This is a genomic window from Ideonella sp. (genome assembly GCF_036277275.1).
Lineage (GTDB): Bacteria > Pseudomonadota > Gammaproteobacteria > Burkholderiales > Burkholderiaceae_C > Ideonella.
On sequence record NZ_DASUNH010000005.1, the window covers coordinates 36,030 to 49,259 of the forward strand.

Sequence of the window (13,230 nt, forward strand, 5' to 3'; positions counted from 1 at the left end):
TCGTTCAATGCGCCGACCCGGCCGCCGCCAGGTGGTCGATCAGCACCCGCACCTTCTGCGGCAGGAAGCGCGACGGCGAGTAAACCGCATGGACGGTGCGAACCCCGTAGCCGCCGACCAGCCGCCAATCGGGAAACAGGCTGCGCAGCCGTTGGCCATCCAGCGCCTCGGCGGAGGTGAAGTCCGGCACGATGCCGATGCCCAGGCCCGCCTCGACCGTCGACAGGATGCCCTTGCTGTTGTTGATCGTCAGCGGGCCACGCACGCGCACCGACACCGGCTCGTGCCCGTCGCGCTCGAAATCCAGCCGATCCTGGAACGGGCCGTAGCCGAGGTAGATGCAGCGGTGCGTGGCCAGCTCTGGAGGCGACTGGGGCTCGCCGTGCGCGGCCAGGTAGGCCGGCGCGGCGACAAGGCGGTACGACATCTCGAACAGCGCCCGCGCGACCAGCCCGGGCGACAGCGAACCAGGCGTCGCGATGCGGATTGCCAGGTCGTAACCCTCGTCCGCCAGGTCAACCATGCGGTCGATCAGCGTCAAGTCGACCTCCACCTCGGGCCAGCGGGCCAGGAAGGCCGGCAACTGGCGCGCGAGCCAGACCTCGCCGAACACGGTGGGCGCGCTGACCCGCACCCGCCCCTGCGGCACCATGGCATAACGCCCGGCCAGTGCGGACACCTCGCGCGCGGTCTGCGCAATGCGGGCGCAGCCGGGGTAAACCTCCGCGCCCAACTCGGTCAGCGACACCGAGCGCGTCGTGCGGTTCAGCAGCTTGACGCCCAGGTGGCTTTCGAGACGCGCCACGGCACGGCTGACCGCCGAGGTCGTCAACCCCAATTGGCGTGCGGCCGGCGCGAAGCCGCGCAGGTCGACCACCTTGGCGAAAACCAGCATTTCAGAGAGCAGTTCAGCGGCCATTGTTGAGACTTGGGAATCAATCTGGTTCCTGGATGCCAGATTGTGATCCAGGAAGCCGCGTGTCATCGTGTGCCCTCCGTTTCCCGGGCCTTGACCACGATGAACACCGACTCCCGTTCCGGCACCTGGCGCATGCTGGTCGCGATGGCCCTGTCCGGCACGATCGGCCTGCTGGTGGTCGAGAGCGGCCAGCCGCCCGAGGTGGTGGTGTTCTTCCGTTGCCTGATCGGCGGCGCCGGGCTGCTGACCTGGCTGGCCTGGACGCACGGCTGGCTTCCGATGAACCGGCGCGACCTGGGCTGGCTGGTGCTGGGCGGGGCCGCGCTGGTGGTGAACTGGCTGTGCCTGTTCTCGGCCTACCGATACACGAGCATCTCGGTCGCCACGGTCGTCTACCACACCCAACCGTTCATGCTGGTCGCATTGGCCGCGCTGTTCCAGGGCGAGCGCATCGCCGCGGGCCGGCTGCCGTGGCTGGTGCTGGCCATGGTGGGCGTCGTGCTCAGCAGCGGCCTCGAGTGGGGCAGCGGCTCTGCCACGCCCGCCTGGCAGGGCGTCGCGCTGGCATGCACCGCGGCGGTGCTCTATGCCATCGTCACGCTCGCCACGCAACGCCTGAAGCACCTGCCCTCGGCCCAGATCGCGGCCGTGCAGATGGGCGTCGGCGTGCTGATGCTGGCGCCGCTGGCGTTGCCGCTGAACGCGCCGCTCGGCGCGCGTGGCCTCGCCGCCGTGGCCGTGCTGGGCGTCGTGCACACGGCGTTCATGTACACACTGATGTACGCGGCCTTCCAGCGCCTGTCGTCGCAGGCGATCGCGGCGTTGTCGTTCACCTACCCTGCCGTCGCGTTGCTGGTCGACCTGGCCTGGTACCAGGCCGTGCCCACCACCGGGCAATGGCTGGGCATGGTGCTGATCGTTGTCGCCGTCATCGCCCACCGACTCGGCTGGGACCTGTTCAACCACCGGTCGCACGGCGTTCGCGCGGCCTGACACACCACCACTTCACCTCATGGTCACGATCTACCTGCGCTACGTCATCGACCCATTCAAGCTGAAGGAATTCGAGCACTACGGCCGGCTCTGGATCCCGCTGGTGGCCCGCTTCGGCGGCCAGCACCACGGCTACTTCATGCCGTCGGAAGGGGCGAACAACGTCGCACTGGCCTTGTTCACCTTCCCCAGCCTGGCCGAGTACGAGCGCTACCGATTGGCATCGTTCGAAGACGCCGATTGCCAGGCCGCCTTTGGCTACGCCGAGCAGACGCGCTGCATCCTCAGCTACGAGCGGAGCTTCTTCCGCCCGGTGTTCGGCCAGTCCCCTACTCCGTCGACACCGCCTGCTCGCGCAGGTAGCGGTGCATCAGCGTGAAGAAGCGGTCGTAGAACGGGCCGGCGGGGATCGTCTCGCTGGCCACCTTGACCAGCGAGTCGTCACTCGCGGTGAACGGGATCGACAACGAGCCGATCGCCGCGACGCCCAGGCTCGCCGAGTTCGGGCTCTTCTTCAGTGCGTAACGGTCCTGCAGCGCGCTGACGTAAGCGGTCGCCAGCTTGCCGTTGCTGCCATCAGCGGCGCAGACGACGTGGAACTCGATCTGCACATGCACGTCGCCCTCGGGCTGGAAGCTCTTGGTGCCGTTGATCGCATCGGGCTTGAGCACCGAAACGACGTAGCCCTGGCTCAGCAGCGCACGGCGCGCAGCCTCGCAGGTCAGGTCGACCGGTGCGTCGAACAGGCGCGAGAAGGTCTCGCTCGATTCGAAACCCTCGTCCTGGTAGACCTTGAGCTTGGGCGCGGTGGAGGTGCATCCACCAGCCAACGCCAGCGTGGCCGCCGCCAGGGCCCAGCGAAACAGCGGCAAAGAGATTCGTGGGTGCATCACGTGTTGGATTATCCGGGCTGTGTGGACCGCGCCCGTGACCAACGGTTCCGTGGTGTTGGCATCGGCCTTGCTCGGGACTGGCCACGCCGGTGGGCCCGCACCGCCGCAGCCGAGACCCGGATGGACCTGACCCCGCGCGAAAAAGACAAGCTGTTGATCTTCACCGCCGCCTTGCTGGCCGAGCGTCGGCGCGCCCGCGGCCTGAAGCTGAATCACCCCGAGGCGGTGGCGCTGATCAGCGCCGCGATCATGGAAGGCGCGCGCGACGGCAAGACCGTGGCCCAGCTGATGAGCGAAGGCAAGACGGTGCTGACGCGGCATGACGTGTTGGACGGCGTGGCCGAGCTGATCCCGGAGATCCAGGTCGAGGCGACCTTCCCCGACGGCACCAAATTGGTGACTGTGCACCAACCCGTGGCATGACGAGGTGCGCCCGATGAACCCCGGCGAACTGCTGACCGCTCCCGGTGAGCTGGTGCTGAACCCTGGCCGCCGATGCACCACGCTGGTGGTCGAGAACGCCAGCGACCGGCCGATCCAGGTCGGCTCGCACTACCACTTCGCCGAGACCAACGCCGGCCTGCGTTTCGACCGCGCCGCCGCCCACGGCATGCGGCTGAACATCGCCTCGGGCACCGCCGTGCGCTTCGAGCCGGGCCAGCAGCGCACCGTCGACCTGGTCGACTTTGCCGGCGGCCGCGTGATCTTCGGCTTTCGTGGCCTCGTGCAAGGGACTTTGTGATGGCGACCATCGGGCGACGCGCCTATGCCGAGATGTACGGCCCCACGGTCGGCGACCGTGTCCGCCTGGCCGACACCGGGCTGGTGATCGAGGTCGAGCAGGACCTGACGTTGAAGGCCGGCGGCTACGGCGAAGAGGTCAAATTCGGCGGCGGCAAGACCATCCGCGACGGCATGGGCCAGAGCCAGGTGCCCAACGGGCCCGGCCCGCACGAGGCGATGGACTGCGTCGTCACCAACGCGCTGATCCTCGACCACTGGGGCATCGTCAAGGCCGACATCGGCCTCAAAGGCTCGCGCATCGCGGCCATCGGCAAGGCCGGCAACCCCGACGTGCAGCCGGGCGTCGACATCGTCATCGGCCCGGGCACCGAGATCATCGCCGGCGAAGGGCTGATCGTCACCGCCGGCGGCATCGACAGCCACATCCATTTCATCTGCCCGCAGCAGATCGACGAGGCCTTGGCGAGCGGCGTGACGACGATGCTCGGCGGCGGCACCGGCCCGGCCACCGGTACCTTTGCCACCACCTGCACGCCGGGGCCGGAAAACATCCAGCGCATGCTGCTGGCGGCCGACGCCTTCCCGATGAACCTGGGCTTTCTCGGCAAAGGCAATGCGAGCCGGCCGGAGGCGCTGCGCCAGCAAATCGACGCTGGCGCGATCGGCCTGAAGCTGCACGAGGACTGGGGCACCACGCCATCGGCGATCGACTGCTGCCTGGGCGTGGCCGAAGAGACCGACACCCAGGTCTCGATCCACAGCGACACGTTGAACGAATCGGGCTTCGTCGAGGACACGGTCGCCGCGACGAAAGGCCGCACGCTGTGTGCCTTCCACACCGAGGGCGCCGGTGGCGGCCATGCGCCGGACATCCTGAAGGTCGTCGGCGAAGCGAACTTCCTGCCGTCGTCGACCAACCCGACGATGCCCTACACCGTCAACACGGTCGACGAACACCTGGACATGCTGATGGTGTGCCATCACCTCGATGCCGGCATCGCCGAAGACCTGGCCTTCGCCGAAAGCCGCATCCGGCGCGAGACGATCGCGGCCGAAGACGTGCTGCACGACCTGGGCGCGATCAGCATGATGTCGTCCGACAGCCAGGCCATGGGCCGTGTCGGCGAAGTGATCATCCGCACCTGGCAGACAGCGCACAAGATGAAGGCGCAGCGCGGGCCGTTGCCCGGGGACTCGGAGCGCAACGACAACACCCGCGCCAAGCGCTACATCGCCAAATACACGATCAACCCGGCGCTGGCCAACGGCATCGCGCACGAGGTCGGGTCGATCGAGGTCGGCAAATGGGCCGACCTGGTCTTCTGGCGGCCCGGCTTCTTCGGCGTCAAGCCCAGCCTGGTGCTGAAAGGCGGCTTCATCGCGCTGGCCGCGATGGGCGACCCGAACGCGTCGATCCCGACACCGCAGCCGGTGCACATGCGGCCGATGTTCGGCGCTTTCGGCGGCGCGCTGGCGCGTGGCTCACTCACCTTCGTCAGCCAGGCCGCGCTGGCCGGTAGCGTGGCCGGGCAGTACGGCCTGCACAAGCACCTGGCCGCCGTCAAAGGTTGTCGCAGCGTCACCAAGCGCGACATGGTCCACAACGCCTACCTGCCGGCGATGCAGATCGACCCGCAGACCTATGAGGTGCGCGCCGACGGGGTGCTGTTGACCTGCGAGCCAGCCAAGGTGCTGCCGATGGCGCAGCGCTACTTCCTGTTCTGACCTGACCTGGTCGCCGTGGGCGGCGTTCGCCGCGTCGATCGCGCGCTTGTTGCAGCGCATCACCGGCGTTGCGTCACGAAACGAATCCGCTGCGGTTAGGGATCACCGGGGCTTCAGCATCCCCTCTATAAACCCGCCGCCGTGTAAACGTTTTCATCGTCGCCGATCAGCACCGTCGATGGCAGGCCTGGCTTCGTTCACGGCTTAACAACGCAAAGGAATCTCCATGAACGCTGTTGTCAAGTTGGGTTGCCGGATCCGCATTCGAATCGGCATTCAATGGGCCGTGGCCGGTTGGCTGCTCACCCTGGGCACCGTCTCGGCCGCCAACGAAGCCGAGGCGCTCGGCACGGGCTCGAACCAGGAGCCCGACGGTGCCTGCGCCTCGTTCTACGCCGATGACTTCGCCTTGGTCAAAGGCAAGGTCACCAAGCCCTTCCAGCCTTCTGCCAAGCCCGCACGCGGCACGGCAGTGCGTGAATCCGCCTTCGGCACCTGCACGGTTCGTTCGACCGATCACCGGGCCGATGGCATCAATGGCTTCACGCGCAACGACTATTCGCGCCGACAGGCCTTCAATACCGACAACACCAGACAACTCGTGTACGCCCTCGACGGTCATTGGCATCTGTACGACGCCAAGACCTACCAGCACATCAAGGTGCTGAACGGCCCCGCGGGCGATGCCGAACCACAGTGGTCGGCCAAGAGCCCGAGCCAGCTCTTCTACCTGCCCACCAACGGCCGGGGCATGAAGGTCTACAAGCTCGACGTGACCACCAACCAGACCGTGACGGTGGGTGACCTGGCCTCGCGGCTGAAGGCCCGCTGGCCTGCTGCGCAAGGCGCCTGGACCCGCTCCGAAGGATCACCGTCGGCCGACGGTCGCTTCTGGTGCTTCCTGGTGGACGACGCCAACTTCGAGGGGCTGGGCCTGGTCACCTGGGACAAGAACACCGACACGATCACCGGCATGATGGACCTCCATGGCGACCGGCCCGACCATGTCAGCATGAGCCCGACCGGCCGGTACTGCGTCGCCAGCTGGTATGGGGGGCCAGGCGTGATCGCCTACAAGCGCGACTTCTCCAGCAGCAAGACCATCGCGCGCATCGGTGAGCACTCGGACATCGGCCTTGACGCGAACGGCGAAGACCAGTTCGTCTCGGTCGACTATGGCAGCGACCGCGGCGCGGTGTTCATGGTCAACCTGCGCACCGGCGCCCGCGTCAATCTGTTCCCGACCTATCTGGACGGCACCGCGACGGCCCTGCACATCTCGGCCAAGTCGTTCCGCAAGCCAGGCTGGTTCGTGATGTCGACCTACGCGGAATACGGCGACAGCCAGCAGTGGCTGCATCGAAAGATCTCCGTGGTGCAGATGGCCGCGAACCCGAAGATCTACAACATCGCACACACCCACGTGAAATCCAACGGCTACTGGACCGAGCCGATGGCCAGCGTCAACCGCGACCTGACCAAGATCGTCTGGACCTCCAACTGGGACCTGGACACCGATACCGACGTGGACACCTACATGGTGCAGATCCCGAGCACGAGCATCCCGTAGCCGCATCGCTACCCGTAGCTCAGGGCCTTGGCCTTGCCGCGGAAGACACGGTAGGAATAGATCGTGTAGCCGCCGATCGCCGGCACCGTGATCGCGCAGCCGATGAGGATGACGGCCAGCGACTCCGGTGCGCTGGCTGCTTGCCAGACCGTCAGCTTGTCCATCACCACATAGGGGAACAGGCTGAAAGCCAGGCCGAGGCCGCCCATCAGGAACACGCCGATCAAAGACACGAAGGGCACCCAGCAGAGCTTGCCGGTGGCGTGCCGCGACCGCAGAAAGGCCAGCGCGACCACCAGGGCCACCAGCGTGACCAGCGGGATCGGCAACAGCGCGATGAACTCGGGCATGCGGAACCAGCGCTCACGCACCGTCTGGCTGACCAGCGGCGTCGCGATCGAGATCAGCCCCATGCCGACGACCACCGGCGCCCAGGCGACGCGCGCCCATTGCACCGCCTTGTGCTGCAGCGGCCCCTCGGTCTTGATGATCAGCCAGCACGCGCCCATCAGCACATAGGCCGCCGGCAACGCGAGCGCGATCAGGCCGGCGAAGACCTGCGGCCAGACACCATCGGCGAAGCCGGTGATGTAGCGGCCCAGCATCCAGCCCTGCGCCAGCGAGGCCAGGGCGGAGCCGGCGATGAAGGCCTTGTTCCACAGCGGCTGGTGCACATCACGCGCCTTCACGCGGAAGTCGAACGCCACGCCGCGCAGCGTCAGGCCCAGCAGCATCAACGCCACCGGCAGGTACAGGGCCGTCAGCACCATGCCATGCGCCTTCGGAAACGCGATCAACAGGATGCCGACGCCCAGCACCAGCCAGGTTTCGTTGGCGTCCCAGAACGGGCCGATGGCCGCGATCATCAGGTCGCGCTCCTCGCCGTCGGCGCGTTGCATCAGCATGCCGACGCCGAGGTCGTAGCCGTCGAGGATCACGTAGACCAGCATCGCCACGCCCATCAGGCCGAGAAAGACCACCGGCATCCATGCGGCAGCGTTCATTGGTACTCCCTGGGTCCTGCGGACCGTCCCTCCGAGAGGGAATGAGCTTCTATGGGCGGCCGGGCGAGGCTCATGTCGGCTCTCCCTGCGGTGCGTTCTTGACCGCCGCAGAAGGCGGGACCGGCGGTTTCTCGCTCATGTAGCGCAGCACCGTCACATAGGCCACGATCAGCACCGCGTACAGCACCAGGTAGCCGGCCAGCGTCAGCGCGATGTGGGCCGGCGGTGTCGACGACGCGACATCTGCCGTGCGCACCAGGCCATAGACGACGAACGGCTGGCGGCCGATCTCGGTGACGTACCAGCCGGCCACCGTCGCCACCCAGCCCGAGAAGCTCATGAAGCGCAGCACCTGCAACCACGCACGCGGCAGGCGCTGCGGCTGCCACTGCAGATGCCGCAGCCACCACCAGCTCAGCCAGCTGACCGCGAGCATCGCGATCCCCATGCCGACCATGATGCGAAAGGCGAAGAACACCGGTGCCACCGGCGGGTGCTGGCCTTCGAACTCGTTGAGCCCGCGCAGGGCACCGTCGGCGTGATGGGTCAGGATCAACGCCGCACCGCGCGGCACTTCGATCGAAAGGCGGTTGCTGCGCGTCGCCTCGTCCGGCCAGGCGAACAGCACCAGCGGCGCACCGCGCTCGCTGTGCCACAGCGCCTCCATCGCGGCGACCTTCTGCGGCTGGTGCTCCAGCGTATTCAAGCCATGCTGGTCGCCAACGACGATTTGCAGCGGGATCAGCACCGCCGCCACCATGACCGCCGCCCGCATCACCGGCGCCGCTGCCGGGCTCGCGGTGCCCTGCAGGTAGCGCAGCGCGGTGGCGCCGGCGATCAGGAAGCTCGTCGTCAGCCCCGATGCCAGCAGCATGTGCGTCAGCCGGTACGGGAACGACGGGTTGAACAGCACCCCCAGCCAGCTGTCGACATGAAACTCGCCGTCGACGATGACGTGGCCGGCCGGTGTCTGCATCCACGAGTTCAGACTCAGGATCCAGAACGCGCTGACGGTGGTGCCGAAGGCCACCAACAAGGTCGCGATCAGGTGCATGCGCTCGGACACCCGGTCGGCGCCGAACAGCATCACGCCGAGAAAGGTGGCTTCGAGGAAGAACGCCGTCAGCACCTCGTAGCCCAGCAACGGCCCGGCTATGTTGCCGACCTTTTCCATGAAGCCCGGCCAGTTGGTGCCGAACTGGAAGCTCATCGTGATGCCGCTGACCACGCCGAGCGCGAAGGTCAGCGCGAAGATCTTGGTCCAGTAGCGCCAGGCGACCAGCCAGCGCTCGTCGCGTGTGGACAGCCAGCGCGCACGGAAGAACAGCAGCCACCAGCCCAGGCCGATGCTGATGGTCGGGAACAGGATGTGGAAGGTGATGTTGGCGGCGAACTGGATGCGCGCCAGCAGCAACGGGTCCCAGGTGCTCGTGTCCATGGTGTCCTTCGGCTGTGCCCCGCAGTGTGCCCAGCTTGGGCGCCGGGCGCATCCCCCGCCCTTGCCGGGGTTGGGGACGGGTGACCGGCGCCACCCCAAGGATGCGCCGGTGAGATATGCATCACACCTTGGCGCCGGCCGCGCGGGCCGCGGCGCTCAATCCAGACGCGGATCCGTCGATAGGTCGAGAACGGGCCGTGGTGGTCCGGCCCGAGGAGAGTGCGATGTCGTTCAAGAAGATCCTGGTCTCCACCGACCGATCGGCGTTGTCGAACAAGGCCATCCAGGCGGCCATCGAGCTGGCCCAGGAATCAGGCGCCAAGCTGGTTGCCGTCACCGTGGTCCGGCCCGACCCCTACGCCGGCATGGCCGGCCGCCAGAGCGAGGCCAGCGACAGCCACTTCGCCCGCCAGCGCATCCAGGCCGAAGAGTGCCTGCACGACCTGCGCGCCGCGGCCGAGAACGCGCACATCGACTGCGACGTGCTGACCAAGGAGACGGACACGCCGTGGGAAGGCATCGTCGAGGCCGCCGAGGAAGAGGACTGCGACCTGATCGTGATGGCCACCCGCGCCCGCAGCATCTGGTCGACGCTGTGGAAGCGCAGCCAGATGCAGGCGGTGCTCGCGAATTCGAAGCGGCCGGTGCTCGTCTACCGCTGATCGCTGATCTCGGGCGGCTACCATCGGGGCATCCCAAGATCCCCGAGACAGCCGCATGTTGAATGTCACCAAACTGATGCCGCAAGGTCGCGGCCTGGCTGCGGCGCTGCTCAAGCGCGCCGCCAGCGTCGAGCTCGACTGGGACGTGCGGCAGAAAAGCCGTTTCGACGCCACCGACAGCCAGGGACGCGCGCTCGGCGTGTTCCTGCCGCGCGGCCAGGTGGTGCGCGGCGGCGACGTGCTGGTGGCCGAAGACGGCAGCCTGATCGTCGTCAAGGCCGCGACGCAGCCCGTGCTCGAAGTGCGCGCCTGCGCCGAGCACGGCAGCCCGCTCGACCTGCTGCGCGCCGCCTACCACCTCGGCAACCGGCACGTGACGCTGGAGGTGCAGCCCGACCACCTGAAGCTCGAGCCCGACCATGTGCTGGCCGACATGCTGCGCCAGCGCCACCTGATCGTGACCGAAACCCAGGGCGCCTTCGAGCCCGAGAGCGGCGCCTATGCCGCGACGGGCGGGCATGGACATGCCCACGACCATGGGCACGAGCATGGCCACGCCCCTGCCAAGACCCACGATCACAGCCACGACCATGGCCACCAGCACGGCCCGGACTGCGGCCATGACCACGGCCACGGGCATGGCGGCGGCCACCGGCACTGAGCCGCCCACCGCCGGCCCGCTGGCCGCATCGACGCTGATGCGGCTGATGTGGCTGGCCTCGCCGGCCCTGCCGGTCGGCGGCTTCAGCTACTCCGAGGGCCTCGAGGCCGCCATCGAGGCCCGCCTCGTCCATGACGAGGCCAGCGCCTGCCGCTGGGTGCTGGATCAGCTGGCACTGGGCCTGGGCCGCGCCGACCTGCCGCTGGTGGCGCAGGCCTGGGGCGCCTGGAACGCCGGTGACCTGCCGCGCGTGGCCACGTTGAACGACTGGGTGCGCTGCACCCGCGAAAGCAGCGAGTTCCGCCAGCAGACCGAACAGATGGGGCGCTCGCTGCGCGACTGGCTGCGCCAGCGCACCCCGGACGACGAGCGCGTGGCCTTTCTCGGCCGGCTCACGCCCGCCCCCACCTGGCCGGTGGCCTTCGCGCTCGCGACACTGCATACCGGCGCGCCGGCCCGCGAGGCGCTGGTGGCCTGCGCCTTCGGCTGGGCCGAGAACATGGTGCAGGCAGCGCTGAAGGCGGTGCCGCTGGGCCAGAGCGCCGGCCAGCGCATGCTGGACCAAGCCGTCAACGCCATTGGCCCGATCGTCGACACCGCGCTCGTCACGCCGGACGACGAGCGCCAGGCCTTCACGCCGATGCTGGCCATCCTGTCGGCCCAGCACGAGGCCCAGTACTCGCGCCTGTTCCGTTCATAGCCTGCGCAGGTCAGCGCTCGCCATCACCCGACTTCCAGACAGCGAACAAGACCTTGGTTTTCTGCCAGACTGACAACCGCTCGTCGGACAGCACGTCGAGAAAGTCCGACAGGCGCTTGGACTTGGCGATCGTGTAGAAGGTCAGCACCGTCATCAGCACGAACACCGCCGCGAAAAGCAGCATGCGGCGCGACAGCGGCGCATCGGCCTCGGCCAGCAGGTTCATGCCGAGGAAGCCGGTGGTCACCGTGCCGATCAGGCCGAACATCGTCACCACCGTCAACCGCACCACCGTGTTGGCCTGGCGGCGCAGGCTGTCGGCGTCGAGGTACGCGTTCATGTCGGCGATGCGCTCCTTCACCTCGGCATAGAGCGTGTCGAGCCCCAGGTGGCTGGCGGTCAGCTGGAACAGTGCCCGCGCCTGGGCCTGCTCGGCCAGCTCGTGGAACCAGTAGCGGTGCGTGAAGCGCAAGAAGCTCTCGAAGCAGCTGCGTATCTCGCGCTTGAAACGCTTCACGCTGTTGGCGTCACGCACGTTCAGCCGCCTGAGCGCCTCGGCCAGCCGGTCGCTGAACATCAGCAGCGCAGCCTTCTGGAAATGCGCGATCAGGAAGATCATGAAGTGCGGGTGGCGGAACTGCGCCAGCACGCCGCGCTCGCCGCAACAAAAGAACGGCGCGTCGGCCCGTCCCACCACCACCAGCGAACGGCCGCTGCACAGGTAACGCGTATCCGGCGCCGCACCGTGGGACGACCAGAACCGGTCGTAGCAGTGCCGCGCTTCGAAGTCAGCCAGGTGGCATTCGGCGTACGGCAGCTCGCCCTCACCGCCAGCGCCGGTCACCAGGCCCAGCCGGACGAAGTCCGACCTTGTCAGCAGCCGCGGATCGTCGATCGCCAGGTAGGCCATCGTCGGCATGCGGTAGTACTCGATCTGCCGGTAGCGCAGTTGACCGGTCGCGCCGGAATGGTCGGGCACCAGCGGTTCGAGCAGCCAGGCCCAGTGAGACGAGATACGCGGCGAACGGTGCTCGGCCACATGGGCCAGGAAGACCTCGCGCGCAGCCGCATCGGATTTCGCCAGCACCCGCCCGTCCGGCGACAACCACTCGACCCCGAAGTGACAATGCTGAGGCAGGCCGCCGGCATCCCAGCCCGGCGGGTATGCGCGGCCATTGCGGTAGAGCAGCTCTTGCGCCACGCGCAGCGGCAGCTGCTCGGCTGCGAACTCCACGTTCAACAGCGCGACGTCGACATCGAAGAAAAAGTACAGGTCGACGTGCACGACCCGCAGCTCGATCGGGTCGGCCCCGGCGTGCGGCCAGACACGCGCCCGCGCCACGTCGCGCCGGCGGAACACCCGCATCGGCGCGCCCTGTTCGTCGGCATCACGTTGCAGGCGCGCCGCGCGGCCTTCGCCGTACAAGAAGCGCTGCACGTAGGGCAGGAACGTGACGAACTCGTTGTAGTGGCGCTCGTGGAACTGCGCGGGGTCGCCGGTGTATTCGTCGACCTGTTCTCGCCACGGCGACGCGGCGCCGAGATCACGCAGGCGTTGCCACGGGGCGCGGGCGTCGCCTTCGTCACGGTCGGGCATCAGGCGCAGCGGCCACAGCAGCACCTGCCGCAAATGCTGCACAGCGGGCCCGGCAAGCTTGGCTGGCGCTGGCCCGGTGGCCGTTGGCGCGCTCTGATCAAGCATGGCCGGAGTGTCGCCGGGCTGGTGGCGCACAGCAAGACAGAGGGCACACGGCAGCAACAAGGGCGAAACACCGGCGCCGGACGATGCTTCTCGTGCGGACGGCATGGCCGCCTCCGGTGCCCCCTCCCTCACCCGGGAGTGGCCCGCCGCCGCACACCCGCCCTGGTCTCCGGGCACGCGACGTGCATGCCATGATGGCGCGGCAATCCGCCGCCATTC

At 67.8% G+C, this 13,230-nt stretch carries 14 protein-coding genes; 9 read left to right on the top strand and 5 right to left on the bottom strand.

Annotation, left to right across the window (positions count from 1 at the left end; all coding sequences use genetic code 11):
• Positions 1-4 precede the first annotated feature (4 nt).
• On the bottom strand, positions 5-895 hold the full coding sequence (locus VFY73_RS01200) for a LysR family transcriptional regulator (RefSeq protein WP_329716073.1): 891 nt from the start codon (positions 893-895) through the stop codon (positions 5-7).
• A gap of 123 nt (positions 896-1,018) precedes the next feature.
• On the opposite strand from VFY73_RS01200, the gene VFY73_RS01205 reads away from it, so the two are divergent.
• Both VFY73_RS01205 and VFY73_RS01210 read left to right on the top strand, forming a co-directional pair.
• A complete protein-coding gene (locus VFY73_RS01205; protein WP_329716074.1) occupies positions 1,019-1,912 on the top strand; it encodes a DMT family transporter in 894 nt (297 codons plus the stop codon).
• A 19-nt stretch (positions 1,913-1,931) separates the two neighbouring features.
• On the top strand, positions 1,932-2,291 hold the full coding sequence (locus tag VFY73_RS01210) for an NIPSNAP family protein (RefSeq protein WP_329716075.1): 360 nt from the start codon (positions 1,932-1,934) through the stop codon (positions 2,289-2,291).
• Here the strand turns inward: VFY73_RS01210 and VFY73_RS01215 are convergent.
• Positions 2,242-2,802, bottom strand: a complete 561-nt coding sequence (locus tag VFY73_RS01215; RefSeq protein WP_329716076.1) for a DUF2242 domain-containing protein — start codon at positions 2,800-2,802, stop codon at positions 2,242-2,244. The genes VFY73_RS01210 and VFY73_RS01215 overlap by 50 nt on opposite strands.
• Before the next feature lie 123 nt (positions 2,803-2,925).
• Between VFY73_RS01215 and VFY73_RS01220 the strand changes: the two genes are divergently transcribed.
• The 4 genes from VFY73_RS01220 to VFY73_RS01235 all read left to right on the top strand — a co-directional run bounded on the left by VFY73_RS01220 (position 2,926) and on the right by VFY73_RS01235 (position 6,844).
• Positions 2,926-3,228 carry an urease subunit gamma gene (locus VFY73_RS01220; protein WP_329716077.1) on the top strand — a complete coding sequence of 101 codons (303 nt, stop codon included), beginning with the start codon at positions 2,926-2,928 and terminating at the stop codon, positions 3,226-3,228.
• Between the two features lie 13 nt (positions 3,229-3,241).
• Positions 3,242-3,547, top strand: a complete 306-nt coding sequence (locus tag VFY73_RS01225) for an urease subunit beta (RefSeq protein ID WP_329716078.1) — start codon at positions 3,242-3,244, stop codon at positions 3,545-3,547.
• Positions 3,547-5,274, top strand: a complete 1,728-nt coding sequence (gene ureC / locus VFY73_RS01230; RefSeq protein ID WP_329716079.1) for an urease subunit alpha — start codon at positions 3,547-3,549, stop codon at positions 5,272-5,274. Before VFY73_RS01225 ends, ureC begins: the two co-directional genes overlap by 1 nt.
• A gap of 226 nt (positions 5,275-5,500) precedes the next feature.
• Positions 5,501-6,844: a hypothetical protein gene (locus tag VFY73_RS01235; RefSeq protein WP_329716080.1), complete on the top strand. Its 1,344-nt coding sequence runs from the start codon at positions 5,501-5,503 to the stop codon at positions 6,842-6,844.
• 8 nt (positions 6,845-6,852) lie between these two features.
• On the opposite strand, the gene VFY73_RS01240 is transcribed toward VFY73_RS01235, so the two are convergent.
• On the bottom strand, positions 6,853-7,848 hold the full coding sequence (locus VFY73_RS01240; RefSeq protein ID WP_329716081.1) for a cytochrome d ubiquinol oxidase subunit II: 996 nt from the start codon (positions 7,846-7,848) through the stop codon (positions 6,853-6,855).
• Between the two features lie 70 nt (positions 7,849-7,918).
• Positions 7,919-9,286 (bottom strand): cytochrome ubiquinol oxidase subunit I, encoded by a 1,368-nt coding sequence (locus VFY73_RS01245; RefSeq protein ID WP_329716082.1) that lies wholly within the window; start codon positions 9,284-9,286, stop codon positions 7,919-7,921.
• 224 nt (positions 9,287-9,510) lie between these two features.
• Here VFY73_RS01245 and VFY73_RS01250 point away from each other — a divergent pair, with 224 nt between their 5' ends.
• The 3 genes from VFY73_RS01250 to VFY73_RS01260 are packed head-to-tail and all read left to right on the top strand — an operon-like array spanning position 9,511 to position 11,309.
• Positions 9,511-9,948 (top strand): universal stress protein, encoded by a 438-nt coding sequence (locus VFY73_RS01250; RefSeq protein WP_329716083.1) that lies wholly within the window; start codon positions 9,511-9,513, stop codon positions 9,946-9,948.
• A gap of 55 nt (positions 9,949-10,003) precedes the next feature.
• On the top strand, positions 10,004-10,609 hold the full coding sequence (gene ureE, locus VFY73_RS01255; protein WP_329716084.1) for an urease accessory protein UreE: 606 nt from the start codon (positions 10,004-10,006) through the stop codon (positions 10,607-10,609).
• Positions 10,569-11,309 (top strand): urease accessory protein UreF, encoded by a 741-nt coding sequence (locus VFY73_RS01260; protein ID WP_329716085.1) that lies wholly within the window; start codon positions 10,569-10,571, stop codon positions 11,307-11,309. Before ureE ends, VFY73_RS01260 begins: the two co-directional genes overlap by 41 nt.
• Before the next feature lie 10 nt (positions 11,310-11,319).
• Here the strand turns inward: VFY73_RS01260 and VFY73_RS01265 are convergent, their stop codons facing one another.
• A complete protein-coding gene (locus tag VFY73_RS01265) occupies positions 11,320-13,011 on the bottom strand; it encodes a hypothetical protein (RefSeq protein ID WP_329716086.1) in 1,692 nt (563 codons plus the stop codon).
• Between the last annotated feature and the right edge of the window lie 219 nt (positions 13,012-13,230).